Origin of the sequence: Methylomonas sp. 11b (assembly GCF_000515215.1) — a bacterium.
Lineage (GTDB): Bacteria > Pseudomonadota > Gammaproteobacteria > Methylococcales > Methylomonadaceae > Methylomonas.
Genome location: NZ_KI911557.1, coordinates 374,592 through 398,175 on the forward strand (window position 1 = coordinate 374,592; position 23,584 = coordinate 398,175).

At 54.5% G+C, this 23,584-nt stretch carries 40 protein-coding genes; 9 read left to right on the forward strand and 31 right to left on the reverse strand.

The window, feature by feature from the left end:
* Positions 1-18 precede the first annotated feature (18 nt).
* The 20 genes from METH11B_RS0101720 to METH11B_RS0101820 all read right to left on the reverse strand — a co-directional run bounded on the left by METH11B_RS0101720 (position 19) and on the right by METH11B_RS0101820 (position 12,985).
* Positions 19-1,482 (reverse strand): phage tail sheath protein, encoded by a 1,464-nt coding sequence (locus METH11B_RS0101720; RefSeq protein ID WP_026600497.1) that lies wholly within the window; start codon positions 1,480-1,482, stop codon positions 19-21.
* Complete coding sequence (locus METH11B_RS0101725; protein WP_026600498.1) at positions 1,479-1,967, reverse strand: phage tail terminator protein; 489 nt, start codon at positions 1,965-1,967, stop codon at positions 1,479-1,481. The genes METH11B_RS0101720 and METH11B_RS0101725 overlap by 4 nt, the downstream gene beginning before the upstream one ends.
* On the reverse strand, positions 1,967-2,470 hold the full coding sequence (locus METH11B_RS0101730; protein WP_026600499.1) for a phage protein Gp36 family protein: 504 nt from the start codon (positions 2,468-2,470) through the stop codon (positions 1,967-1,969). The genes METH11B_RS0101725 and METH11B_RS0101730 overlap by 1 nt, the downstream gene beginning before the upstream one ends.
* Positions 2,470-3,186 carry a hypothetical protein gene (locus METH11B_RS0101735; RefSeq protein ID WP_026600500.1) on the reverse strand — a complete coding sequence of 239 codons (717 nt, stop codon included), beginning with the start codon at positions 3,184-3,186 and terminating at the stop codon, positions 2,470-2,472. Before METH11B_RS0101735 ends, METH11B_RS0101730 begins: the two co-directional genes overlap by 1 nt.
* 34 nt (positions 3,187-3,220) lie before the next feature.
* Complete coding sequence (locus METH11B_RS0101740; protein ID WP_026600501.1) at positions 3,221-4,117, reverse strand: Mu-like prophage major head subunit gpT family protein; 897 nt, start codon at positions 4,115-4,117, stop codon at positions 3,221-3,223.
* 34 nt (positions 4,118-4,151) lie between these two features.
* A complete protein-coding gene (locus tag METH11B_RS0101745) occupies positions 4,152-5,156 on the reverse strand; it encodes a phage protease (protein WP_026600502.1) in 1,005 nt (334 codons plus the stop codon).
* A 226-nt stretch (positions 5,157-5,382) separates the two neighbouring features.
* On the reverse strand, positions 5,383-5,640 hold the full coding sequence (locus METH11B_RS0101750; protein ID WP_051426987.1) for a DUF3850 domain-containing protein: 258 nt from the start codon (positions 5,638-5,640) through the stop codon (positions 5,383-5,385).
* Between the two features lie 131 nt (positions 5,641-5,771).
* Positions 5,772-6,182 carry a hypothetical protein gene (locus METH11B_RS0101755; RefSeq protein ID WP_026600504.1) on the reverse strand — a complete coding sequence of 137 codons (411 nt, stop codon included), beginning with the start codon at positions 6,180-6,182 and terminating at the stop codon, positions 5,772-5,774.
* Positions 6,183-6,191: 9 nt separating this feature from the next.
* Positions 6,192-6,644 carry a regulatory protein GemA gene (locus METH11B_RS0101760; RefSeq protein ID WP_026600505.1) on the reverse strand — a complete coding sequence of 151 codons (453 nt, stop codon included), beginning with the start codon at positions 6,642-6,644 and terminating at the stop codon, positions 6,192-6,194.
* Complete coding sequence (locus METH11B_RS0101765; protein WP_026600506.1) at positions 6,641-6,829, reverse strand: hypothetical protein; 189 nt, start codon at positions 6,827-6,829, stop codon at positions 6,641-6,643. The genes METH11B_RS0101760 and METH11B_RS0101765 overlap by 4 nt, the downstream gene beginning before the upstream one ends.
* Positions 6,829-7,341 (reverse strand): host-nuclease inhibitor Gam family protein, encoded by a 513-nt coding sequence (locus METH11B_RS0101770; protein ID WP_026600507.1) that lies wholly within the window; start codon positions 7,339-7,341, stop codon positions 6,829-6,831. The genes METH11B_RS0101765 and METH11B_RS0101770 overlap by 1 nt, the downstream gene beginning before the upstream one ends.
* Before the next feature lie 57 nt (positions 7,342-7,398).
* Positions 7,399-7,953, reverse strand: a complete 555-nt coding sequence (locus METH11B_RS27510; RefSeq protein ID WP_026600508.1) for a hypothetical protein — start codon at positions 7,951-7,953, stop codon at positions 7,399-7,401.
* Positions 7,953-8,210: a hypothetical protein gene (locus tag METH11B_RS0101780; protein ID WP_026600509.1), complete on the reverse strand. Its 258-nt coding sequence runs from the start codon at positions 8,208-8,210 to the stop codon at positions 7,953-7,955. The genes METH11B_RS27510 and METH11B_RS0101780 overlap by 1 nt, the downstream gene beginning before the upstream one ends.
* Before the next feature lie 9 nt (positions 8,211-8,219).
* On the reverse strand, positions 8,220-8,414 hold the full coding sequence (locus tag METH11B_RS0101785; RefSeq protein WP_026600510.1) for a hypothetical protein: 195 nt from the start codon (positions 8,412-8,414) through the stop codon (positions 8,220-8,222).
* 179 nt (positions 8,415-8,593) lie between these two features.
* A complete protein-coding gene (locus METH11B_RS0101795) occupies positions 8,594-9,532 on the reverse strand; it encodes an AAA family ATPase (RefSeq protein ID WP_026600511.1) in 939 nt (312 codons plus the stop codon).
* A complete protein-coding gene (locus METH11B_RS0101800) occupies positions 9,529-9,813 on the reverse strand; it encodes a hypothetical protein (protein WP_026600512.1) in 285 nt (94 codons plus the stop codon). The genes METH11B_RS0101795 and METH11B_RS0101800 overlap by 4 nt, the downstream gene beginning before the upstream one ends.
* Positions 9,814-9,822: 9 nt before the next feature.
* On the reverse strand, positions 9,823-11,484 hold the full coding sequence (locus METH11B_RS0101805; RefSeq protein WP_081733728.1) for a Mu transposase C-terminal domain-containing protein: 1,662 nt from the start codon (positions 11,482-11,484) through the stop codon (positions 9,823-9,825).
* A 12-nt stretch (positions 11,485-11,496) separates the two neighbouring features.
* Entirely contained in the window at positions 11,497-12,615 is a 1,119-nt protein-coding gene (locus METH11B_RS27515; RefSeq protein WP_026600514.1) for a hypothetical protein, read from the reverse strand.
* Positions 12,612-12,803, reverse strand: coding sequence for a hypothetical protein (locus tag METH11B_RS0101815; protein WP_026600515.1), 192 nt, complete (start codon positions 12,801-12,803; stop codon positions 12,612-12,614). The genes METH11B_RS27515 and METH11B_RS0101815 overlap by 4 nt, the downstream gene beginning before the upstream one ends.
* Positions 12,800-12,985, reverse strand: coding sequence for a DNA-binding protein (locus tag METH11B_RS0101820; protein ID WP_026600516.1), 186 nt, complete (start codon positions 12,983-12,985; stop codon positions 12,800-12,802). The genes METH11B_RS0101815 and METH11B_RS0101820 overlap by 4 nt, the downstream gene beginning before the upstream one ends.
* A gap of 88 nt (positions 12,986-13,073) precedes the next feature.
* Here METH11B_RS0101820 and METH11B_RS27520 point away from each other — a divergent pair, with 88 nt between their 5' ends.
* Together METH11B_RS27520 and METH11B_RS0101830 are read left to right on the forward strand one after the other, a co-directional pair.
* Entirely contained in the window at positions 13,074-13,538 is a 465-nt protein-coding gene (locus METH11B_RS27520; RefSeq protein WP_026600517.1) for a helix-turn-helix domain-containing protein, read from the forward strand.
* Positions 13,535-13,876, forward strand: a complete 342-nt coding sequence (locus METH11B_RS0101830) for a hypothetical protein (protein ID WP_026600518.1) — start codon at positions 13,535-13,537, stop codon at positions 13,874-13,876. Before METH11B_RS27520 ends, METH11B_RS0101830 begins: the two co-directional genes overlap by 4 nt.
* A gap of 134 nt (positions 13,877-14,010) precedes the next feature.
* Here METH11B_RS0101830 and METH11B_RS0101835 read toward each other — a convergent pair whose 3' ends face one another.
* Entirely contained in the window at positions 14,011-14,193 is a 183-nt protein-coding gene (locus METH11B_RS0101835) for a hypothetical protein (RefSeq protein ID WP_026600519.1), read from the reverse strand.
* On the opposite strand from METH11B_RS0101835, the gene METH11B_RS0101840 reads away from it, so the two are divergent.
* On the forward strand, positions 14,192-14,428 hold the full coding sequence (locus METH11B_RS0101840; RefSeq protein ID WP_026600520.1) for a hypothetical protein: 237 nt from the start codon (positions 14,192-14,194) through the stop codon (positions 14,426-14,428). The genes METH11B_RS0101835 and METH11B_RS0101840 overlap by 2 nt on opposite strands.
* A gap of 17 nt (positions 14,429-14,445) precedes the next feature.
* Here METH11B_RS0101840 and METH11B_RS0101845 read toward each other — a convergent pair whose 3' ends face one another.
* From METH11B_RS0101845 to METH11B_RS0101895, 10 genes are all read right to left on the reverse strand, one after another.
* Positions 14,446-14,973 (reverse strand): phage virion morphogenesis protein, encoded by a 528-nt coding sequence (locus tag METH11B_RS0101845; RefSeq protein ID WP_026600521.1) that lies wholly within the window; start codon positions 14,971-14,973, stop codon positions 14,446-14,448.
* Positions 14,974-15,290: 317 nt separating this feature from the next.
* The gene (locus METH11B_RS0101850) at positions 15,291-15,617 is read right to left on the reverse strand and encodes a hypothetical protein (RefSeq protein ID WP_026600522.1); all 327 of its coding nucleotides are present in this window, start codon (positions 15,615-15,617) and stop codon (positions 15,291-15,293) included.
* A gap of 59 nt (positions 15,618-15,676) precedes the next feature.
* The gene (locus METH11B_RS28970) at positions 15,677-15,844 is read right to left on the reverse strand and encodes a hypothetical protein (RefSeq protein WP_155931056.1); all 168 of its coding nucleotides are present in this window, start codon (positions 15,842-15,844) and stop codon (positions 15,677-15,679) included.
* A gap of 39 nt (positions 15,845-15,883) precedes the next feature.
* A complete protein-coding gene (locus METH11B_RS29920) occupies positions 15,884-16,015 on the reverse strand; it encodes a hypothetical protein (RefSeq protein WP_269319464.1) in 132 nt (43 codons plus the stop codon).
* On the reverse strand, positions 16,012-16,188 hold the full coding sequence (locus tag METH11B_RS28975) for a hypothetical protein (RefSeq protein WP_155931057.1): 177 nt from the start codon (positions 16,186-16,188) through the stop codon (positions 16,012-16,014). Before METH11B_RS28975 ends, METH11B_RS29920 begins: the two co-directional genes overlap by 4 nt.
* Complete coding sequence (locus tag METH11B_RS29925; protein ID WP_269319465.1) at positions 16,185-16,316, reverse strand: hypothetical protein; 132 nt, start codon at positions 16,314-16,316, stop codon at positions 16,185-16,187. The genes METH11B_RS28975 and METH11B_RS29925 overlap by 4 nt, the downstream gene beginning before the upstream one ends.
* Positions 16,317-16,479: 163 nt before the next feature.
* Positions 16,480-16,650, reverse strand: a complete 171-nt coding sequence (locus METH11B_RS28980; protein WP_155931058.1) for a hypothetical protein — start codon at positions 16,648-16,650, stop codon at positions 16,480-16,482.
* Positions 16,647-17,345: a DUF7168 domain-containing protein gene (locus tag METH11B_RS26030; protein WP_026600523.1), complete on the reverse strand. Its 699-nt coding sequence runs from the start codon at positions 17,343-17,345 to the stop codon at positions 16,647-16,649. The genes METH11B_RS28980 and METH11B_RS26030 overlap by 4 nt, the downstream gene beginning before the upstream one ends.
* On the reverse strand, positions 17,342-17,608 hold the full coding sequence (locus tag METH11B_RS0101890; RefSeq protein WP_026600524.1) for a hypothetical protein: 267 nt from the start codon (positions 17,606-17,608) through the stop codon (positions 17,342-17,344). The genes METH11B_RS26030 and METH11B_RS0101890 overlap by 4 nt, the downstream gene beginning before the upstream one ends.
* Positions 17,609-17,611: 3 nt before the next feature.
* The gene (locus METH11B_RS0101895) at positions 17,612-18,247 is read right to left on the reverse strand and encodes a DUF7338 family protein (RefSeq protein ID WP_036275543.1); all 636 of its coding nucleotides are present in this window, start codon (positions 18,245-18,247) and stop codon (positions 17,612-17,614) included.
* Between the two features lie 182 nt (positions 18,248-18,429).
* Here METH11B_RS0101895 and METH11B_RS0101900 point away from each other — a divergent pair, with 182 nt between their 5' ends.
* From METH11B_RS0101900 to METH11B_RS26035, 6 genes are all read left to right on the forward strand, one after another.
* Entirely contained in the window at positions 18,430-18,765 is a 336-nt protein-coding gene (locus tag METH11B_RS0101900) for a hypothetical protein (protein ID WP_026600526.1), read from the forward strand.
* On the forward strand, positions 18,762-19,091 hold the full coding sequence (locus tag METH11B_RS0101905; RefSeq protein WP_026600527.1) for a hypothetical protein: 330 nt from the start codon (positions 18,762-18,764) through the stop codon (positions 19,089-19,091). Before METH11B_RS0101900 ends, METH11B_RS0101905 begins: the two co-directional genes overlap by 4 nt.
* Positions 19,092-19,103: 12 nt before the next feature.
* Positions 19,104-19,598: a DUF1804 family protein gene (locus tag METH11B_RS0101910; RefSeq protein WP_026600528.1), complete on the forward strand. Its 495-nt coding sequence runs from the start codon at positions 19,104-19,106 to the stop codon at positions 19,596-19,598.
* A 257-nt stretch (positions 19,599-19,855) separates the two neighbouring features.
* A complete protein-coding gene (gene terL / locus METH11B_RS0101915) occupies positions 19,856-21,604 on the forward strand; it encodes a phage terminase large subunit (RefSeq protein WP_026600529.1) in 1,749 nt (582 codons plus the stop codon).
* A complete protein-coding gene (locus tag METH11B_RS0101920; RefSeq protein WP_155931059.1) occupies positions 21,594-21,977 on the forward strand; it encodes a hypothetical protein in 384 nt (127 codons plus the stop codon). The genes terL and METH11B_RS0101920 overlap by 11 nt, the downstream gene beginning before the upstream one ends.
* Positions 21,970-23,523 (forward strand): DUF935 domain-containing protein, encoded by a 1,554-nt coding sequence (locus tag METH11B_RS26035; protein ID WP_026600531.1) that lies wholly within the window; start codon positions 21,970-21,972, stop codon positions 23,521-23,523. The genes METH11B_RS0101920 and METH11B_RS26035 overlap by 8 nt, the downstream gene beginning before the upstream one ends.
* Positions 23,524-23,584: the final 61 nt, after the last annotated feature.

Genomic DNA, 23,584 nt, shown 5'->3' on the forward strand with positions numbered 1-23,584 from the left:
ATCTCCAATAAAGTGTCGTTAAACGCGCTTCACAAACTGCGCGCGGCCAGCCAGTATCTTGAATGGCGACAATGGCACCGGCGTATCGCGGAAGTTAAAGCGGCTGGGGTTGAGCGGGTCTTGTTCGACATACAAATTGGCCTTGTAATAATCGTACTTTTGGCACCAACCGAATTCGCGTACCAGCACATTTTGGTAATGGCTCAACAACAAGGCGGTGACCGAATCTTTAGTAGTAATGCGCAACCCTGGCTTATAGCCCTCGTCATTCTCAGCCGCCGCCGTGCCAGTAAACTTGCGTTTGGCTGCGGCAATTTGTGACTCGCGGATACGCTCCATCACTTCCGGCGTATTGATGTCCAGGTATGCGTCGTCGGCGCTGCCATCGGGCCGGTATTGATGCATGGTAATCAAGCTCTTGATGTAGCATGAGCCATCCTTAGCTACCTTCATCACCGACATTCCCTTAAACAGCAGGCTGTTGGCGGTCGGGAAATCATCGAAATACGTCACGCCGACCATGCCGGTCAACTGGATATCTTCCAGAGATTCGACCGGGTTGTTGTAAAGCTGCGGGCCTGCGGCCGCTGCCAACATAGCGGCACTCTCCCAGGTGGTGGTTGGGTTAATCTCCAACGCTAAATCACAGATGTGCTCGTAGTTTTTGGTTTCGCCAAACGCCATTACTGCGGCTGCATCACCACGATACGTGGTAAAGGCTCTAAAGCCGCCTTGCACGGGCGGCTGGTACCGGCGCTGGCTTTCGGTGTGCCAGGCTGCCAGCGTGGCAGCATCGTTAATACCCAGGGCAATGTAGCGATACCGACGGTTGCTACCAATGATGGTTGCCAAATTGCCGGGTGCAGGGTCGCCCGATCCACCGGACATGGCAGTAATGGTCAGCCCTAAGCCGGCCGGTTTGATTTCGCCGTACAGGTTCAAACGGATGTCGATGTTGTTGCCGCATGTGCCTTTGTGGCGGGCGGTCAATGTTACCGTGCTGCCTATAACCGCAGCCGTCACCGGTATGTCCAAATCGGTAAACGCCGCGTTAATGGCTGTGGCAATTTGCGCCGTGGTCATACCGGTGGTGATGCCCACATCGATCAGTTTGCCAGCTACATAAATCGCCAGAGTGCCGTTGGCAGTAGCGGCGGCCGTCACTACAATCGTGCCGGTAGCGGCGACGCCGGCGGGATTGTCTGAATAGGGCAAAACATACACGTCAAACACTTCATCTATTGCCCGGTAACGCGCGGCCATCTGTGCCAGCATAGAGCCAACTCCGCATTTTTGCTGAGCATCGAATACCGAGGTAATGCGGACAATTTCGCCCGCTGCTGCCGTGCCCGCCGCCAGTTTTTGGCCGACCAGCAACACAGCCGGAATATCGTCGCCCAGCCCGGCCTGGCTGCCGTCGATCTCGACGTAAACGCCCGGATAGCGCAACGAGGCGGGAATGTAATCAAATGCCATGCTCATAATGCAGGTGCTCCTATGTAATTCAGGCTGTCGTAGGGGCCTGGATCGGGTAAATAGTTGGTAATCAGGGCGTTAAATCTGTATCGATCAGCCCAGTAAATATCGGTCGCGGTGTACTCCATGACTCGCCCGCCTTTGAATTTGATAGGCTTGACGTCGGCTGCGACCTCCCACCCCTGCAACGCTTTACGCACAGCGTGGCGATAATCCAGCAACACATCGTCAGTTTCGCCTGCGCGTTGAGTGCGAATGTTCTCTATCGCAATCACGGCATCGAATGCCAAATCCATATCCTCGGCGCGGCCTTCCGTATCCACGGAATCCGATTTGTCGGATGCACGTATTAACCATATGGCCGGCACCGGCAGCGCTTTCGGGTCAATCTGAGCAAATTCGGCCGCCATGCCGAAATCGCGAAACCAGGCATGGGTAAAATCCGACGGCTTAGTTCTCAGGTGGTCAAGCACGGGCGTCAGCGAGATCATTACCAGTCCTCGATCACGGTCGATGTGCTGCCATAGCGTCGGCTTGAGCTTTCAAACTGCACCAAGTCTTCGGATATAACCGGATCAAGCGGGCCAGGCGGCGGTGCCGGTACCAAGTCCAGTTCGCCGCGTTTGAACATCTTGATCATGTCCATCACGCCGTCGTAAGCCTTTTGCACTTCGGCTGTCATGCGCTCCGCGCCTTGCAGATAAAACAATGCGATAGTCGATGCCATCCGTGCCAGCAAACTGGTTTGGGTGCCGTCCGGCACACCGGCACCGATCAACACCTGCTCGGCATCATTCAGCGCGGTGTCGATAGCATCCAATGCCAGAGTCAACGCGACCTGTTCATCAGCGGTGTAGCCGGTCAAGTCGCCACCGTCGATGGCAACCCGCAGCGCCGCTTCCGGCGGCATGGTCTTATCGGCCGGCACCGCCAGTTGCGCTAAGCGGCGGGCATTGCTGCGGGCCAGTAGATCGGCGCGGGTGGCGAAGGGCATTAGCCGGCTACCGCTTGGGTTTTAACTTGGTTCCAGGCTTGGTCGCGTTCAGCGGCCAGCACTTTGAAACCGGCCAACGCAGACACAGCATCGATAACCGGCTTACCATCGCTTAACCAGTGCTCGGCGTTGTTGGGGTCGAGTTGTGCAATGGCCACTTTGATCGTTTCGAGACGGGTATCAACATGCGCTTCAGCTACCGAGGCTTGCTTCGTTTTGGCAGCGGATAACTCGGCCCCGGCTTCATCCTGGATGGCCTGGGTTTCCTGTTGACTACCAGGAATTTTCCCTGCGTCAGTACCACTGGTGGCTTCCGGCGCATCGGAGGTTGAATCGGATGGGTCATTAATAACCCCGTTAAGGCCAGAATCTTTAACATCGTTTATCTCCGTTGCCTGCCCATCAGCAGCGGACGCCGTGCCTACTTGCTCACTATCTCCTTGTGCGGCGTCCGCCGAGTCCTGCTGCGCTGTGCTCTCGGTGGGTTGTATGGAGTTGCCGCTGGCTTCCGGCGCAGCGGTTTGGACGGCGGCGGCCACCTCAACCAACACGGTCGGGGTTTCGCTCACTTCCAGATAGGGGTCTTCTTCCAGCGCGGCGCGGGTGGCGGCGTCGATGTCTTCCAGCTCTTTCCAGGTCTGGGTAAACTCAATCGCGCAACGGTGGCGCTTGCTGATTTGGCTGCGTGGATTAACGCGGACATAAACTTTGGGCATTTCAGTCTCCTAATGCGGGCAATCAAATCGGCGCTTACGCTACCCAGGGGGTAACCAGCAGCTCGACCTTTTTGTAGTTGATGTTGTCTTCGCCGGTCGCGAGCGTGCGTTTGGTCAGCAGATTTTCAGCGGCGACACGATTGGTTGGCCCGCAAACCAGCAGATTAGGCACCGTGCCCAACTTGATACCGCCGTCACCAGTTTGGGCCAGCATCCGGTCGTAAAGGGCGGCAAAGTTGGTGGCGTCCAGCGTGGCTTTACTGCCGTAGCAGCATTGCCAGAAACCATAAGCCGCCGCTCCGCGCCACCGGCCGCCAAAACTGAACACGTCGTTTTCGAAGACATTGGTAGACTGGTTGGCATTAGTTTGCGACTCCAGCGTAGCCGGCACGCGCTCTTGTAAGATCAATGCCGGTGCATTGGGCGCGAACAAATACCAAGGCGCGCCGGCACCGGCTTGAATATTCGAGGTGGCGGTAACCGCACCGGTACCGTCAGTGTTGGCATACACCGGGTGATCGGTATCGAAAAAGAACTGGTCGTCGTAACAGTTGGTAGACCAGCCGGCCAGCAAGGCCGAGAACATGATTTCATCCATCAGCCGAGAGGCTGCTTCGCCGTGACCATAAGCCACTGTGGCGTAATGACCGAAATCATCGTCTTCCACGTCGGTACGTTGCACATCAATAGTGGCCTCGTACTTATCGTTGGTGACGGTATAGGCTTTTTCGGCAATCGCTTTGTGTAGCCGCGAACCGACCCACTTCCTAAATGAAGGCCATTGCGTCAACCAGGCATACGTTGAGCTTTTGCTGGTGGATTTCATCAACCGGGCAATCATTTTCCAGTTGCTGGGTGTAGCGACCAGGCCTTTATCGAAATTGGCCTGGAGCGTGGTTTTCAGTGCGTCGATTTGCGCTTGTGTCAGCATCGTTTGCTCCTAATGTAAATGACGGTGCCGGCAGTTAGCGGGCGTGTTTTTTCTGTGCCGCGAGGTATTCCTCTTCGGTCACGCCCATCTTGTCGGCGATAGCCTTTTGTTCGGCAGTCAGCGCGGCAGTACCGGTGGTATGGCCGTCGCCGGCCTGGCGTTGGGTGATGGGCAGCGGTCCGGTGGTTTCGAAATACTCGGTCAGGGCGGCGATGGTTTGCTTTTCCGCCCAAGGCTTTAAGGCCGGCGCCAATCGACCATCGGTCAAAGCAGCGGTGATCAGGTCGGTTTTTTTCTGCACTTCGGCAGCGGCCTTGTCATCGTTGATTTGCTTGGTCAACGCAGCCAGTTCGCCGACCACCGCGTCGTGCTCGGCGGTCAATGCGGCCAGCTGGGTTTTCAGCGTGTTGCGTTCGGCGGTTAATGACGCCAGGGCGGTTTCGGTGTTGGCGTGCGTCACGCGCAGCGCCGCTAGCTCTTCTTGCGGTGTGGCCATATCGGTATGCTCCGGATTGGGGTCGGGTAGGGAAAAACGTTTGTTTAATGCCGCCATGCCTTCTTCGCCCAGATCATCCAGGCCGTCGATGGCGGGGGTATTGGTTAAAGCCACGCTGACCACATCCAGCACCTCGCCGGTGCCGCTGTAGTACCAAAACACCGCACTGATGTAGCGGTACTCTTTATCGGTGATGCGTTGCTTGGCGGTTTTGGTCCAGTCCACGCCTACCGCGTATAGGCCTTTGCCATCGCGCCATTGCATGTCATGAAACCAGCCAGCGGCGATAACGGGTTGACCGTTCCATTCGGCGCGCAGGGATTGATGTTCGTAGTCGATGAGGGTGTCGTTCTTACGGTCGCGCAGACGTTGAATCACGCTGGCGGCAATCGTGGCGTCCAGCAGCCAGGCTTCACAATCTTCCGGCCTGCCATCGGCGGCACGGAAAGGACCGACCGGCAATAAATGCGCTTCGCCGGGCACAGCACCATCGGCGGCGATTTCGAAGGCAAGCGATGCAAGTTTGACGGCGGGCTTGGACATGACGACCTCAACAATTCAGTTGCGGCCAGTATCCGGATTTGGGCGAGTGGAAACGAGGCTGGAAATGTTTCCAGGGGGACGGTGTTAGTATTCGATGCGATACCGTCTGATAACGCAAACGGAACCGCGTTCAAAACCCGTTTAAAAACCCGTAGAAACGTTTAAAGACTTTTGGGATGGAAACGGTGGCGGGATTGGGTGTATTGGGGCTTAGAGGGGCTGTATTTCAATTAGCCGGGTTGTCGATTATCGAAATCCCAAACACCACCCAATCCGGCTTCTGCGCAAAATTCAGGACGTAGGTGATTTTGGCCATGATTTCCCGGCCTGTCACTCTATCGTTGATTTGATCATATTCGTAAAGTATCACGGCGTCCCCTTTCTGAAAGCCTCTGTCGCGATTATTGCGTATTTCAAAGAGCTTTTCATGGCGCGCGGTTGCTTCAAAAAATGCGGGAAAGGTTTTTAGGTGATGAATCATCATAGATCTCCGTTAATAAAACAAAGCCACGTAACATGGGGCCAATCGGCCGATTCGCCGGACGGAGGTAAGGAAATCCGGGTCGACTGCGGGTGTTTTTTGAGTTAGCTCACCGCCCGCTGGAGCCGTGCCCCCTAGGGGCTTTTAAATAAATCCACTTGTATATCGTCGCTCTCGGCCTGGCGGCGGATATTGGATATTTGCCGGATCGATAACAGATACGCACGGGCCTGTTTGGAGCCGCTTTGCCAATCCGCGTTAGCGACAATCGCGGCGTTGCGGTGCTTAATCCACAGCTTGTCGATCTTGGGGCAATAAAACCGGCCATTGCTATCCAGGTGCGGCGCTAACGTGACGCGCATGCGTTTAAGCTCTTCGTCAGACAAGCCCAGCGCCTGGGTGTAGTGCTGCGGTAGGTTGATGTTCACCCCACCGTGCAGACGCAACCAATCGCTAGCGCGGGCATAGCCCAGCGCCTGCACTATCGCCCGTAGCACGGGCGGCAGTGTGGCTAATAGCGATTGGTCGACGTCCGGGAAGTCCATAGCCTTGCCTTAGCGCCCCAGCCAGCCTTTCATGGCTTCGATAATGGCCTGACCTTCCTCGGTGGTCAGGCTATCCAGGTCCGGCACGTTGTGCGCGGTTTGCCGGGCACAAAAGGCCAGCAGCGCCTGGCGTCTGGCGTTGCTGACTTTGCCAGCCTGGCCCAGCTTGCCCCACAGCTTGACGATGTGGCCGATCTGCGGCGACACGGTTTTAGGCGAGGCTGTTTTGGTGCCGGCCCACTCCTTACGGCGCGGCCAACCACGGGCGGCATAATCGTCCAACGCTTTAGCCAGCTGCGGCACGTTCATGCTCTTGGCAGATATACGGCCCTCGATCATGGTCGCACCGTGGCGCTGCAACAGTGCGCGATGCATGTCGTCATCCCAACCGGGCAGCGTCTTTTCTGCCCAGCTTTTAGCGATGCCGACCTGTTTGAGGAAGTGTTTGACCAAGTCGCTCACGGCTGCGCGTCCTGCAATTGCGCCGCTAACTCGTCCGCTTCGTTGTCGGCGTTGGCAGCGGCGGCCATGTCCTCGTTATACGCGGCGCGGCTGTCGGCATGGTTGGCGGCATTGCGCAACAGTGTGGCGCACTCCCGCAGCATCTGTATACGGCTTTGCAAGCCAGCCCGTTCTAAGCTCGTCATCACACCACCTCCTGCTCAAACGGCGTGACGGCGAAATCTTCCACGCCCTTAACGATGGTGATACCAGCGATGCCGGATACTGCCTTAGGTTCGGCTAACATCGCGTCTTTGTTGGGCTCTTCCTTGGTGCGAACGAACCGGTCCAGCTTCAGCACTTTCAGCGTTTCCAACACTTTATCCACCGCCCGAATCGACACGCTGGGCGGACGCAACCGCCAGCTGACTTCGCCGGTGATCAGGTTGGCGGTTTTTGCGCCGTTCTTGCATAGGTCCGAGCGGTTTGCTTCACACCAGGTTTGAATGCCTTTCAACAGCGCTTCAGAGCGCATTTTTAGCGCCTCGATCTGTACCTTGCGGCTATCGGTGATGGCGGCGATTTCGTCGTTGATCTCGGTTTCCACGCGGGTTAACTCGCGTTGCACCAGGCCCAGTTCGCAGATTGCAGACTGGGTGTCTTCTTTGGTTTGGCAGGCGTAGGCCAGTGCCGGGGCTTTTTGTCGTTTAGTTGCCATGATGTTTCCTTGTCATTTCGTAGGTTGTCTGGTGGGTTACGCTAGCGCTAACCCACCCTACGAGCTGTCCTGTACTGGAACAGCGCCTTTCCAACCGGCCGGCGGTTTGCTCTTGGTTTTCTTCTGCGCCTGCTCGGCCAACGCCGCCACCGATATCGGCGCGCCGCCGACATTACTGCGGTTGCGTTGCTGCTCGATCTTGTCTTGCTCCAGCTTGGCCGCTGCGCGCTCACCTCGACCGGCAATCATGCTCAGCAGATAGCCGTTGCTTTTCAGCGGCAGCACTAACGATTCGGGACGGTTGACGACCAGCTTCATCATCTCCGCTTCCCACACGGGCAGCGGAGCAGCGTAAACAATGCCGTTGCGCTTGACCTGCGCGGCAGTCATCATCGGCACGATCTCTTGAGTCAATACCAGCCGACGCGACCAGCGCAGTTCTTGCTTGAGCGGTTTAAACAGCTCCAGATAGCGCAGCAAGGCACCGATCACACTGTTAGGGAGGGGTTTTAGGAGCGCGGTCCATTGTTGACCGGCTAGCACTTCCATTCCCTGGATGATGTCTATGTCCTTGGCGCAATACGGGCAAGGGATGACGCAGGCGTTAGACATTACAGGGCCTCCAGCGCGGGGGCCATTAGCCATTGGTACAGGATGACGGCTGTCGTTAGTAGTGATATGACGGCGGTGGCGCGGGCGGTGAATAACTGGTGCTCCAGTTCCAGCATCTCTTTGTTTTGCGCGTCAATGATTCTGTTCAGCGGCGCCGTTTGGTTTTTGCCGTCGGTCTGCCGGCGTTGGTGATACGCCATCAAAATGTTGTTGCTCACATCGTCGGAGATGCGGCGTTTAGGGATAAACTCGGTCATGGTCTGCTCCTAATGCTGGGTGTGCGATTGATAAGGCGATATCGCCGCTGCGCGGCGCTCCAGGTAACGCTGGGCGTTGTTGACCATGGCCGCGCCCAGCACGATGGCCGGCGTGTCCAGGTCCCCGGACGGATCGGCGACCTCAACCGACTGAATATCCACGCCGGTGTCGGTGTCGCGGATGGTGATGATGCAGATGCTCATAGTGCCACCTCGCTATCGGCCAAAATTCGCCAACCAAATGCGTGATAGCTATGTTCCATCGCGCGCCGTTGGTGAAATTCGTCGTAAAAAAACACGCGGCTTGAATGCCCCTTAATCCTCACAGCCCTCTTTAATGGCTTGGCTTTTTCCATCATCATTTCTCTACGCATCACAGCCCCCTACGCCACCGATTGCAGGCATAACGCCTGTTTAGCCACCGCATCCACCAGCTGTACGTTCAGCTCGCGGCCGTTGCGGAATTGAGTGATGGCGGCTACCAGGCCCTCGATCAGCATCCGCGCCGAGCCTTTGCAGTAAGCAAACAACCGGGCGATTACCTCGTCGCTGATGTCCTCGTCGCCAAACGCGGCCTGGACCAGGGCGGCGGCATCGTCGGCGGTGATGCCGCGTATCGTTTCCGGCCAAAAGCCGGCGCGGCTGCGGATTTGGTCGAATTGGCCGTGGGCGGGCCGAATCAGGCCGGTCAGATGCTCGGTACCGCACAGCACGATGCCGACATTAGCCAGGTCGCGCAGCCGGCGCAGGGTGTGCAATACATGCGGGGTTAAGGTGTCGGCCTCATCCACAATCAACAAGCTGTCGGTGTTGACCAGGCTATCGACGATGGCGCGAAACTTGTCGTCTATGCTGCCTTTGCCGTCAAAGCCGGCCACCGTGCGGGCCAGCAGCTTGATCAGGCTTTGCACGGTCATAGTGGGCGTGGCCTCAATCAAGTACGTGTTGGGCGTGGTGCGTTGGTAATGCTTGGCGGCAAAGGTTTTGCCGGTGCCGACAAAGGCCGATACCACCGCAAAGTTGCGGTAGCGGCGGGCCATCTGGAAGGCGGTATTAGCCACACGGAACACGCTGGTTTCCACGGCGGCGACGGTATCGCTAGCGGTGTCGTCGGCGTGTTTCATGGCGTTGGCGACGTTAACCAGCAGCTTGCCGGGCGCGGTGGCGTAGGTGCCGCCCAGGATTTGCGACAGCGAGCTGGACGACACGCGGGCCAGGCGGGCCAATGCGGCCTGCTTGTAATTGCGCTCGGCCATCCAGGCCTTGATTTGCTCGACCTGCCGGATGTCTTCCGGGGTGTAGTGTTCGGGGTAGGTGCTCATAAAGAGCCTCTCATTGCGACTAAATCAATTTTTTCTCGCTTTATTGGTCCATGCTGTTCCATGCATGCCACACCAACGGCTACCAGCTGACGTATTTCATCCAGCGAGGCACTATCGCCGTGCGCCGTTGTATAAGCGCTTTCGGCTTTTCCTAACAAATAACGCATGATCGTTAACCATGAACCCACTTCATGTGAATGCTCATCGATAGCCCCCCACTTCATATCCTGGTAATCGCGCTCTTCGTTTATCGCTACGTAAACTTCTTCTCTTGTGCTCATGTGCTTACCTCACTCAAATGTAAAAATATCAATCTCAATCTCGGGTTCCGGCAGCGCCGGGGTTTGGTCCAACAGGGTTTGTGCATCGCTGGCGACGGCATCGGCGTCTATCACCAGGCCAGCGCGGGCGTTGAGTTCGTCCACCTTGCGCTGCAAGCGTTTGCGCTGGTCTTCCACCCGTTTGTCGCGGCGTTCTTCCGAGCGGCTCTTGTCGATGGCATCTATGGCGTTGATCAAATGCGCATCGCAGATCCAGCGACCGTCTTGGGTGCGGATCACTGCCACACGGTTGTCCATCAAGTCGTACTCCAGCACCACCGGCATGTGGTTGTAGGCATGCAGGTCCGGATGGCCATACTGGCGTTTGTTGTGGGTAATGCTGGCCCGCTTGACGGTCAGCACCACCGCTTGCCGCTTCATCTCCAGCAAATCGGCATGCGGCGGCAGCGGCGATAGTTCGCCCCAAACCTGCTGCCGCGTGACATGCTTGTTCTCCGGATGCTGGCGTTGCACGTAGCGGTCTATCCAAGCGTTAAACGCGTCGGCAAACTCCAGCAAGGTGGGCGCTTGCAACTGGCCGGCCTTAACGGCCTTGATGGTTTCCGCGCGGGCCTCGTCGCACATGTCATCGCCGCAGTAAAAGGCGGGGCGCCAGGCTTTCAAAAAGTCGCGCTTCACCTCAACGAAAAATCGCTCGATCCAGCCTTTACCGTGCGGGTTGCCGGGTATGGCGTGAATCACCTCGATGTTATGGCGGGCATAAAAGCCGGTCATCTCGTCGCTCATCAGCTTGTTCTTATGGCCGGAGCCGTTATCCACGTACAGAAACAGCGGCACGTGGTTCCAGCGGGCGAAGGTTTCTGCCCACAAGTTCTGTACGGCCGTGGTGCCTTCGTGCTCATCGGCCCGCCAACCCACGATAAAGCGGCTGCGCATGTCCATGGCCACCGTCAGCTCCGGACGCCAGGGAAACTTGCCGTCGATGGGGTTGACGAGATAAATGTCAGCCATGTAACCGTCGGCCACATACACGTCACCCGGCAAGGACCGCTCAGTACAGCGGCGGATGTAGGCCTTTTCGGTAAGCCGATACAGCTTGCGGCCAATCCGTGCCGGGCTATGGCGGCCCAGCATGGCCGGTACGCTTTTCAAGTAGTTTTTGACTTGGTCGTAAGTGCAGGCAAAACCTTCCACCTCGGCCAGCTGTCGCCACACGACGGAGTATTCCGGGTTGCTGGGCTGGTTGTAATACTCCAGCGCAGGGCCCCACCACGCGGGTTGCTCTTTCACCACTTTGCCCTTGTGCGCTTCCAACAGATCGACTCTACCGCCGCCGTCTTTAACGACCTTTAGCCATTCGAAGATTGCGCTGCGGCTGGGGAACGCTCGCCCGGCTTTCGCGGCTGTTTGCATGGCCCACACCAAATGGTTATGCAGATTGCCCACCTCCGCGTAACACAGCAGGGTTTCCACCGCCTTGTTGGCGCTAAAGCCGTTGCGCTCCATATCCATCAGCTTTTCCACAATCACCATCCGCGCCCGCGCCACATCGCGCTGCTTCTCGCTGGCCTCTTTCCAGGGGTCGCGCTGACGTAGCGCGATAACCTGGGCAGTGGTGCGCACGGCGGGGCTATTGCTGTCCATCCGTTGTACGAGTGGGTTGGTTCTCATGACGCATGCCCCTTATTTGTCCTTGCGGGGGCGGCCTGGGCCTTTGGGCTTGGCAGCTTCGCGCTTGTCGTGGCGCTCTATCTTGGCCTTGATATGCTTGTACTCAACCCGCTCGTAATCGTCCAGCCAGCGCAGCGCCTCGTCATCAGTCAACCAATGCTTATGGCCGATAGAATCCGGCATGCCTTCCAGGCCAAAGCCGCGTAGAAAGGCCAAGGCATCCATCGCCCGAGCCGCCGTGACGTGCAGCGTGACCCACACTTGTTCGATGCGCAGATCGCGCTCGACTTTGTTATCGTCGTTTACACAGTCTTCAAACAGCTGTCGCAGGCTGTTTAAAGCCAGTTCGGCTTCCGCTTGATGCGCTAGGCACTCCTCACGCACCAAGTGGGTTTGCAGGTCGAAGCTGTAGACGCGGTGGTCATTGCTTTGTAGCCTAGCGACCTTGGCTTGCTCGGCTTCCAGGTCTGCTTTCAGGACTTTGACCTGTTTGGACTCGGCGTTTTCCATATCTTCAAGGCGCAAAGATTGTTCAGCCAAGGCGGTTTGCAGCGATTGCTTTTCATTGGCATGTTTGACTATCAACGACTCGGCCAAATCTAACAATTGATCTTTATCGCCGGACTTAGCTACCTCGATCAATGCGGTACGTTCGTCGTCTGGTAACTTGCGCAACGCACGGACATCGCGAAACCCCAGGTATTTATCCGAATACTCGACAAATTCTGGACCAAAGGTCTTCAGGTTTAATAGTTGTTCACTAACATGCTGCTCAGAGACCCCAATGGAGTCACAGAGCTGCTTAAAACTACTGACCGTCTGTAGTTTTCCATCGATTACAACTACCAAACCCTTGTAAGCTTTCGTTTCTTTTACTTTTTGCAATTCCACTAAATCACTGACCGTCAGTAATTTTTGAAGAGCTGCCGAAAATTTACGCTGTCCAATCCACTCCGATAGCTGGACCTGGGCGATTTCGCGCTGAGTGCCAGAATCACCGGCGTCGGGCGTTTTAGTTATTGGCGTAATGGCTTGCTGGTCAACATCAATATTTAATAGCTCGCCGTCAATAAATGTGCGAACTGACGGAAGTTCGTCGCCTATATTCAACTCAACCGGAAAGACACTCATTGACCTAACTCCCGCATCAACCCATGAAACCAATTAGTCATGGCTCTGTTGAATTGCTCAACCGCGCTTTCTTCCACTAAAACTCTGGACAATTCTTTCAATCCTGAAATTGGTTTTGGATTTGCAACGGGCATCAGCCTGATCCCAATATCAATGCCCTGCTCTCGAATCATGGCGTCGGTAATCATGCCGCTTCTCCTTGTTTCAGCCCGAGCGCTACTGCAATCCGGTGAGCCTCGCCATAGCGGCCTTTATTGGTGCCGTTTAAGACGGCAACGACTTGGGTGTACTTGAAACCGTGCTGACGTGCGTACTCGGCAGCCGTCACGCCGGATTCAATCAATTTTTGTTTAGCTTCTTGCGGTGTCATAATCGCCCCCTGTTGGCTGTTAAATGCTGAATACGGCTTAAGCATAGCACCCGTTTGAATACCTGTAAATAGTTTTTGAGGTTTTTTTATGAATACCAGTATCGGAGAGCGGCTAAAAGCCGAAAGAGAGCGATTGCGTTTAAGTCAACCGGCATTCGCAGAAATTTGTGGCGTTAAGAAGAACGCTCAAATCAAGTATGAAAAAGGCGAGCGCATGCCAGACCTGGACTATATTCAGCGCCTAATCGAAGCCGACATTGGTGTTGACGTGCTCTGGGTGATATCCAACGTGCGAGCAGGTAACGCAGCCACTACACCAACTGAACTGGCCTATTTACGCAATTGCCGCGCATTCCCTACGCAAGACGCGCGCATGGCTGGATTGAATAGTTTGGTGGCTCTTAGAAACGCTTATGGTGTCCCGCTATATCCAGATAAGGGGTCCACTTCAACCGGAACCCTTGATGAGAACGAAGAAATCGTGCTAGACCTGTTAAATTTTGTACCTGTAGAGAAACAGAAAAAACCCATCAACAAAGGAGAAACGGAATGAATCAAGAGAAACAAATCAAGGAAAAAAGCCTGCCGTTGGCAATTGGCTTAAACATTGTGTTGCCCGGATTGGGCTACATGTACATGGGGAAATGGTTAATCGGGATTGCAGGCTGCTTGCTGATTATCGGAATTTCATGGAACGCCTATATTTCCGGCGGCGATGTGTTAACAACTTGGGTTGTGGTCAACATCATCATGGGTATCGACATGCTGATCTTATCGAACAAAAACAAAGCCAAGCTAATTGCTGATGAAATGAAGAAATGCCCCGCATGCGCGGAGCTTATTAAAAAAGAAGCAGTAGTTTGCCGGTTTTGTAATCGTGAATTGAATTGATATTCAAATCCCTAATCTGCCGCCTAATCGGCTACAAATGGCGGTTTGTAATGAGAAGCCTGGAAGGCGACAAAATATTTATTTGCCGCCGGTGTGGTAAGCACTCTCAAGCTTACCGATAAAAACGGGATTATTTACTTTAAATCAGTTAGCGCAATATTCAACGGAGTGATAACGTCCCTTAATAAAACACGGCATTCAATTACATCGTCTTCATTATTTAAATCGGCATCGGTTATTTTGTTTTTTAGCAACGCTAACCTTACTTCGGCTATTTCAACTTTCTTATTTAACATTTTTATATCTGGATTTGCCATGGCTATTCACTCTGAAAATACTGTCAAAAAATTAAAGGCTCGCCTCAAAGAACGATATGACTTACTCATTACGGCAATGGATGGGCGCACTATTAATCCCGATGAGGCGTTTCGAACGGCTCTTCCTGAAACTCATCGCGTCGTCGCGCCAGATGATGTACGCATTGCTGTAGATGATTTCTCAACCATACTTAAGGAAATTAAGGCGACCCTTGGTAAAGAGCGCAAAAAGTAGAACAAATGCCTAATTGTTCACCTTGCCCTCGCGCGCTGCAAAATCCTGGTTAAATGATCGGCCGTGACGTTCTCGACCAATTGCTTGTCAGAATCAGGAAAGCCAATCAACTCCCGCTTTGGCAGGCCTGGATGATGGACGCGCTTGGTTACAATGCCGGCAAAGGCCAATACCTTCGCATGCTTTGGCACGATGTCATAAGGATTGGTACCAAACTGATGAAAGCCTGCCAGCTTGGCATCTCGCGCACCATCAAACCATAAGCGAAGCTCATCGTTATTAGTTTGATAGAGCAGGCTCATAAGCATCCGTCCAGTTTTTTTCAGCGGTCCGCCTTTGCGATTCCCCTCTGCCAATGTCAAATCGGACAGCTGTTTCCACTCCTTGCCTTCCGGATCGACGCCTTTTTCATGGCGTTTCCGATTAACCCGCAATAAAGATTCGCCGATGCTGTTCAACATCGCTTCGGGTTGATCTATTTCCTGCCTGGCAGCACGTAAGATATAGGTCAAATGACTGGTATCGAATTCAAGATCGAACTGCATAGATTCCTCCAGAAAAAAAGGGGCTCAAAGGCCCTCTGAGGTTGGGCGCTCAATGGCGCGCTATATGAGGCTCTAGGCCTTCGTTTTTAAGCCGTTTGCGCGTTCCATTCCGAGATAGGCACTCTGAATAAACCTATGAAACGAGACCAATCACTTGCTAATGAATCTGGTTCTCCATCTGGTTTTTGGCGATGCTTCATGTAATACACTACGCCGTTACTAACAAAATCAACGGTGAGTGTTATACCTTGTTTCGACACTTGTGCGCCTGGTATCAGGGTATTCAAAACTAACCTCCAGTAGATATAGAATCTTCTTTATTTTTCAGAAACTTTTACGCTAGGCACAGAGCTAGTATATCTGCGCATGTTTTTTTTAAGCCTTCTGATGACCCTCTCTTTATTTTCCTCGTAAAAAGAATGGCTTAAATTAATTGGCACATCATTCTCTACAAGACAACATTTAAATTCTCTTATTGCGGCCAATATTGCCAAAATCAGTGTGGCTACCATAACTAAAGGAATATCAAAGAAGGCCAAATATAAAACCCAAAGAAAATAATTACGTGATGCAAACCAAATCAATAATTTGTATGAAAGCACTATCAGAGCCAGCGACATTCTTTTATGTAATTGTTTAAACATTAAAATTCTCGAAATAAAGTCAAGTGCGTGGGCACGGTTTTGGGTGCCCGCTACTTAGCTTAATCCTTAACCCCCACACCCAACCCGCCCGCCACGGCGGATGCTACCGACAGCAGTTGGTTGACGTCATGAGTGCCCCAGCTGTAATAAATGCCAATGATGCCGGCGATTAGCCAGACAACGCCGCGTTTGGTGGAGTTTTGACTCCAGTCTATGCCTAGTTTCATTGTGTGCTCCTTGGTAAGTTCTAAAATGTAACGCGCTGGTTAACTGGGGGAAACTTGCCGGCCACACCACAGGCGAGCGACCAGCGCCGGGCGGTCGACTATCAAGCAGATCAACAACGCCACTATGCATGCCGATCCGGTAAATAACGGTCTATCAAAAAAGGCTTTCATCGATACTCCTTAGGTGGTGGGTTATCGCCCTTGGGCAGCCGCAGCATGTTGCGCCAGACCCGGTTAAAGACGCGCGGATCTGCGGTGACATCCTGCCAACGCGTGCCGCCCCGGCTTTCGTAATGCGCTTTGATGCGCTGGTAGTTGCTGTCGACACGGGCTTGCCAGGTCATTTAGTGACCGTGACAAAAACAGCCCAGAACACGCCGGTTACAACCCCAAAAAAGAAGGATGCCAGGGGACTTCCGGTATTAATTGTCAGCCCGCCAAAAATAAGCCATGCTGCTACAAACTCAATCATGGCTTTGGCTCCACCTTCACGCATTCGAATATTTCGCTGCCAACGTAAAATTTGCCCAGCAATTTACATTCTGTAGCAACCTCGTGATGGGCCAAACCCCACATACTCCAGCCGAACAGCCATACCAGAAAATTCTTTAGCGCCAACCTTAAAAACTGGCTTTTCATCTTGCGGCCCCCAGCGACGCCAGTCGCTCCCAAAAGCGCTGAACGGTGTAGTCCCAGCCCCAAATAGCCACTTCCAGCAACATATAGACATATCCCCACATCACGCATAGGCTCAGCAGCACAAAAACCAAGCCCACTAGCGGCGGCGGCTCTTGGCCGCTGCTCATTGCTGCACCCCCAACAACACCCCACGCTTACCCTGCACCGGTTTATGCAGCGATACATCATTGGCCGCTTGATAGCCGCCGGCTTGGGCTTGCCAGTCGTTGTTCTGCCTGGGCTTGGCCGGGGCGCGGCGGTCGTCTTCCAGTCTTTCGCCGTATTGCCGGCCTTTGTAGGCCTCGATAGCGGCCTTTTCCTGTTCGTTGCCGGCAAAGGCGTTGACCTGGCGAGCGATGCGGCTGACCCAGGCCTGGCAGAACAAATCGGCCTTGCGGATGCGGTTGGCGCGTTTGTAGCGTTTGAGCGTGGCGCTGTAAGCGGCGCGGTCTTTGCCGATCTGCCGCCGCAATACCTCGTAGGTATACGCTGCCAGCTCGGGCTTTAAACCCAAGCCAAAGAATTTGACGGCGGTGTTGATATTGACGAAGCCCAGCTCGCAGACGGTGCCGCAACCGAACGCTTCAGCAATGATCACGGACAGGCGGCCCAGGTATATGGGCATTTTGTACGGCGCGCCGGTATCGATAGCCTCTTCATGCACCTCGGCGGCTGCCACATCACCGCTGGTGAGGTTGTATTTCTTCATCAACGCGTCGGCCTGGCGGCGAGCGGCTTCGGCTTCCGCGGGGTTGTCGCTGGCGGCAAGGGCCAAGCACTTGCTGATTTTGGCGGCGATCTTTTTAAGTTCGTCGGGGCTCATGTCGATTGACCGTCGCTAAAGTGCTTGGCTAGGCTTTCTTTTATTTCCCCAACGACCGCCATCGCTTTTTGTTCGTCGATACTGGCGAATGCGGCTTCGGCTTTCTCCCAGGCATCGTCGGTGTCATCTTTGAAGATCAACGCCGAGGAGCAGATACCCAGACCGGCGGGTTTGAAATAGAACCGCACCTCCGGCCCTTCGTCGCCTTCATCCAGCTTCACTAACACTTGGTGGTCATCGGGTCCGTAGAGTTTTGCAAACATGGCTTACCCCGGCTTGTGATCTTTAAAGCGGGTGGTCACAGTAAATTTGCAGCGCCCGTCTATCTCGCCGAACAAAGACCAACCCCAGAACAGATTCAAGTAGCGCTTGCCCCAGGGGATGTAGGCTCTCACCAGCCAATAGCCGTCCGGGCGCACCCATAGCCAATGCTCGTTCTGTATCGCCAGGTTGAACAGCTCGAATACCGTGTCATTGCGGCAACCTAAGATGTGATAGTTAAACCAGTTAAAGCCGTTGCGGCGTATCCAGGCGATGCGGTTTTCGTCGCTCAATGGGTCCGATCCGGCCGCTATGTGCTTCGTCTGCCAGTCTTTATCTCCAGATAGCGGGTTATCCGGCGTCATGAACCAGCACAACCAAGGTTGCAGGTCCAATTTGTTCTCGGTGCTGAACCATTTCACGGCTACCCAGGCCAGCCAGGGCCTAACCATTACCACTAAAAACACGTGTATCGGCAGATAGATCAGCCATTGGATGATGCGCAACGGTATCCATAGATTAATCAAATACCGCGTTCGGCAAAATTGCCACAGCCTGCCGACCACGGGTAATACCTTGAATACCGCCAGCAGGAATAGCCCCGCCGCCCGAGTGATTAAATACGCTAGTGCCTTTTTCATGAGCATGTCCTATCGGGTTGTGTGTGGCGTCGCACTCTACGCCTGGCACCCCAAACCGGCAGCGCTGGAAACGTTTCCAGCCTAAGCAAGCCTCGCGCGCGCGCGTAAGCTCCAACCTGCAAACACTTTACTGCCCGTTATGGAGATGGCGCTATGCAGCAAACTACTAACCAGGAGGCCACATGACTCGAAAACAGATTTTCTTTTTAGCCGAGCGCATTAAGCGCGGCTACCGGGCGATACGAGCCGCAGCGACTATTCACTCCGCATTGACTATCGAGCATTCGGCATTGGCAAGGTCATTTATCAGCGAAACCGCGATAACGCATCGCTTTGACGAGGCCGTCAATCAAAAGTTGGAAGACATGTACCGTGAAAATCAATGTGCGGTTCGCGAGTTTTGGTTAATGCACGACTCCGTAGTGGATCTGCATGAACAGCTGTTGGATGCAATGAATAGCGGCATATCCCACCGTGAATTCCTGAGCATTGTGCGTTGGATTGAGGAGGCCGCATGAGTGATCCAAACGATACCGCCGTCGCCCAAGCACTCGGGCAGTTGACCGGCGAGCTGCGGGTGATGCATCAAAGCTTGATGGTGCAGATTGAAGTGATCCGCAAAGATTTGCACCGAATAGAAGATGCCTCCAAAGAGCAGATGAACGCCATGGAGAGCCGACTAATGAAGCACATCGATACCATGGGCGGGCGCGTTGCCGCGCTGGAAGCGGAAGACAAACGCCAAGCCGTAGACATTGCCAAAAGCGGCGCGGTGGGTGGTGCGATCAGCGGCTTAATTACCGCTGCGGCGATTGAGTTAATCAAACGCCAGATTCACTGGTAACCAGGGGAACCCATGGCACACACGCCGGAAACCCGAGCCAACGTCCGCCGCATGTACGTTGAAGGCATGGCGCTGACGGCTGCGGCTGCATGCGGCAATGTCAGCTACGACACGGCGCGCGAATGGAAACGGCTGGCAAAAGAACGCGGCGACGATTGGGACACGGCGCGGGCGGCGTACCGAATCAGCGAGCAAGGCATTGACGAGCTGAACAAAAACATGATTGAGGATTTTGCCCGGCTGGTGTTGACCACAACCCGCGAGCTGGACAATTCGCCGATTCCGGCTCATGAAAAAGCCGGTGTGCTGTCGCAGCTGGCCGATGCTCACGCCAAGTTCGCCAAGGCGTTTAGTCGCATCAATCCGCAGTTTAGCGGCTTGTCGGTAGCGCTGGACACCTTGAAAACCGTGGTCGATTTGCTGCAAAAGCGCGATCCGCAAGCCTTGCGGGCCTTGCAGCCGCATATTGATGAGATTGGGGCGGTGTTGGGGAAAAGGTATGGTTGAAAAACAACCACTGACATTGCGAGAGGCTATGTGCTATGCCGGCGAAATGGCACGTAAATCACCGAAACCGCATTGCTATAAATGGTCCGGAATATGGCTGAGGCTATCTGCGAAAGAGAGCAAAAGCCCAAATGATCTGTTGCGTCAATCACGGAACCAAATAGCGCTATATCACGACATGCTAGCCAGAGCAGATCATTACCTATCGATTAAACGTCCGATAGGTATATCGGATTGGCAATGGAGTGGACTGCGTCATGTCTGAATCCCTCGACATCCAAGAAGTCCGCAACTGGCGCGAGTTCGAGAAAGAGCTGGCGGTGCTCGGCGAGCAAATCCGCCAGCAGATCGAGCTGGAGGTAGAGGCCTTTGCCACCGATCCTGAGGCGACGAAGGAACGCCGTGAACGCTGTCTATTCGATTATCAATTTTTCTGCCAGACGTATTTTCCGCATTACGTGCCAACCGCGTTTTTCAGCGATTTCCATCGGTTTATTTTCAAACGCTTGCCGGCATGTATCGATAGTGATCGAGATGCCCGCGAAGTTCACGAAGCGCCGCGCGGCGAGGCAAAATCGACGTATGAAACGCAGCTGGGTCTGTTGTGGTGTATCTGCCGGGCCGTATTGATCGATGAAAAAGGTGGCGCGAAGGCGCTGGGGCTTCCGGCCAAGGCCAGAAAGCACATGGCAGGCATCCTGATGAACACTGAAGAACAGTCGGCGGAGATGCTGGAAAGTATCAAAGCAGAGCTGGACACCAATCCACGCCTTCTAATGGATTTTCCGGAAGCCACAGGCCGAGGCCGGGTGTGGCAGGCGACGACGGCGATAACGACCAACAATATCAAGATTCGCATCGGCGGTACCGGCAAGAAAATCCGGGGTATGAAGCACGGCCCGCATCGGCCTGACATCATGTTTCTTGACGACTTGGAAAACGACGAGAACGTTAAAGTCAAAGCCCAGCGCGACAAGGTTGAAGACATCGTGCTGAAAGCGGTTATCGGCCTGGCCGGACCGGGCGGCGGCATGGACGTTTTTTACGTGGGTACGTCTCTACATTACGACGCGGCAATTAACCGCGTTAGCCGCAAACCCGGCTGGCGGCGGCAAATATTCCGGTCAATCGTCAATTGGCCGGACCGCATGGACTTATGGGATCAGTGGGAAGCGCTTTACACCCGCAGCGGTGAAGATGAGGAAAAGGAGCAGTTCGAAGCTGAGGCGTTAGCATTTTACGAAGCCAACAAAGCGGAAATGGATGCCGGCGCAGTGGTCAGCTGGCCGGATGTGCGGCCTCTGTATCGCTTGATGTGTATGCGGGCGACCGATCACGACGCCTTTAGCCAGGAGCAGCAAAACGAGGCTGGCAACGATGAAAACGCACCGTTCAAAAATATTCAGTTTTGGGTTAACCGATTGGCGGACTGGATATTTTTTGGAGCGATTGACCCATCGTTGGGTAAGAAAGGCACACCAAAAGGTGACCCGTCGGCGATTCTGGTCGGCGGCTTGGATCGTAAAACGATGATTCTGGATGTGGTGGAAGCGGACATCTGCAAGCGGGTTCCGGATTTAATCATTACCCGAGCGATTGACTATCAGATTGAGTATCAATGCGTGGCGTGGGCGGTAGAAACCGTGCAGTTTCAATTTTTTCTGCATACACAGTTAATAAAAGAGGCTGCGCGCCGTTCTGTTGCTTTTCCGGGCATTCCGGTGCAACCGGATACTGACAAAGCCCTGAGGATTATCAGTTTGCAGCCACATGTTAATAATGGCCTGATTCGGTTGCATAGGAATCAGTCAACCATGACCGAGCAATTGAAATTCTGGCCGGAAGCCGACCACGACGACGGCCCGGACGCGCTGGAAATGCTGTGGCAGATCGCCAAACAGTTTGGCGGCGAATTTAAATACACATCAGCGGGCGGGGGGCGCGGAAAACGCCGATCTACCAGCCGCCGCAGTGCTGATTATGATGAGGATTGGGATGATGATTGATACAGCGTTTGATCTAAGCGAGTTCACCGACGACGAGCAGCTCCAGATATTGAATCGGGTGAATGAAGAAAAAGCCGAAATTTTGAAGCAGCGTGAATTAGCCAAATGGAGGCACACAGCGCATTTGAATAATGTCGCGTTGTTGCGGATCGCTGCGGATTATCTTGATTGGTTGTATATCAATGGGCGAGGCTCGACATTCTCGACCTTTGTTGACGAGTTTGGTTATGACTCTAAATTAGCAAGCGCTGTTTTTAATCAGGTTGTAAAGCTATACGACCAAATGAACACGATGGTGTTTCCAAGTGATGCATTGTTAGGCGATGTTGATTACGCAAAGCCGTCTTATGCAATGGAGACCGACGATGATTAAACAAGCCAAAGCCGCCCTAGCGAAACTGACCCAGGTCAGCAAAAAAGGCCTGGAAACCCTGCAAGCCGGGGCGCGATCCACGCAAAGCCATATGCTCAATTACATGAGCGTCAACACGCTGGACCCAACCCGGCTGGCTGCTGCTTTCGCCCAAGCCGACCAGGGTTACATCACCGACCAAGCCACGCTGTTCGAGCTGGTGGAAGAGCAAGACCCGCATATCTTCAGCGAATTGGGCAAACGCCGCCGCGCGGTGACCGGTTTGGGTTGGGATTTGCACCCGCGCGAGGATGCTACCCAGGCCGAGATCGACCGCACCAAGGAATTAAAAGACATGCTATGCAAAATCCCGCGTTTTGAGGACGCGCAGTACGACATTACCGATGCCATCGGCAAGGGCCTGGCTGCGTTGGAGATCGATTGGCGCACCGGCGCGGAATGGGTACCGCAGGCCTTGAACTGGGTGCCGCAACGCGAGTTGCGCATCGACATCAAAACCGGCGCGCTGATGTACCTGAAAAACGGCGCGCCGGAACCGCTCAGGGAATGGGGCTGGGTAGTGCATGAGCATCGGGCCAAGTCCGGGTATATCGAACAAGCGGCGTTGTTTCGGGTGCTGGCGTGGACGTATGCGTATAAGGCCTACAACATCCGCGACATGCAGCGGTTTTTAGAGGTGTACGGCATGCCGCTGCGCTTGGGTAAATATCCCAGCGGCATCGGCAAAAACGAGCGCGACCAGCTGCTGAAGGCAGTGCGTAATATCGGCAACGACGGTGCCGGCATCGTGCCCAGCACGATGACTATCGATTTTGTGACGCAAACCTCGACGGGTAATGTCACCGACTTTTTAAACGCGACCGAGTATTGGGAGCGCAAACAGTCCATGGCCATCCTGGGCGGCACGTTGACCAGCCAGGCGGACGGCAAGACTAGCACCAACGCGCTGGGAGTGATCCATGACAAGGTGCGCCGCGAGATTATGCTGCACGACGTACGGCAGCTGGAGCCGACGCTGAATAGTCAAATCATCAAGCCGATTGTGTTGTTGAACGGGCTGTTTCCGGAAGACCGCATGCCAGTTTGGCGCTACGACACGGCGGATGAGGTCGATCAAAAAGCGTTGGTGGATGTGCTGGAGAAAGGCGCGGCAATGGGTCTGGAGATTGATGTGGATTGGGCGCATAACGCCTTGCAGATTCCACGGGCTGGCAAGGATGCGAAGATTTTAACGGCATCCGGCAAACCGGCGGCGGCATCACCGGCCAATGCGGCCAATGCGGCCTTGACGCGGCTGGCAGCGCTGGCTAAGCAACAGGCGGACGGCGATATCGTCGGCAATTACAGTCAGCAACTGGCGGCGTTGTGTATGCCGCACGAAGAGGCGGCAATTCAGCAGATTGCGGCGGTGGTGGCAGCGGCCGGTTCGTTTGATGAGGCGATTGCCGGGATTGAGGCGCTGAATTTAAGCGGTTCCGCCTGGGCGGACTCGTTGCAGTTGGGGATGGCGGCGGCGCATTTGGCGGGGCGTAGCGATGTGGATTAAAAAATGGGTTTTTGATTTCAAACACGCGGTGTTAATCGTCAAAGTTTCGAATGAGTTATGG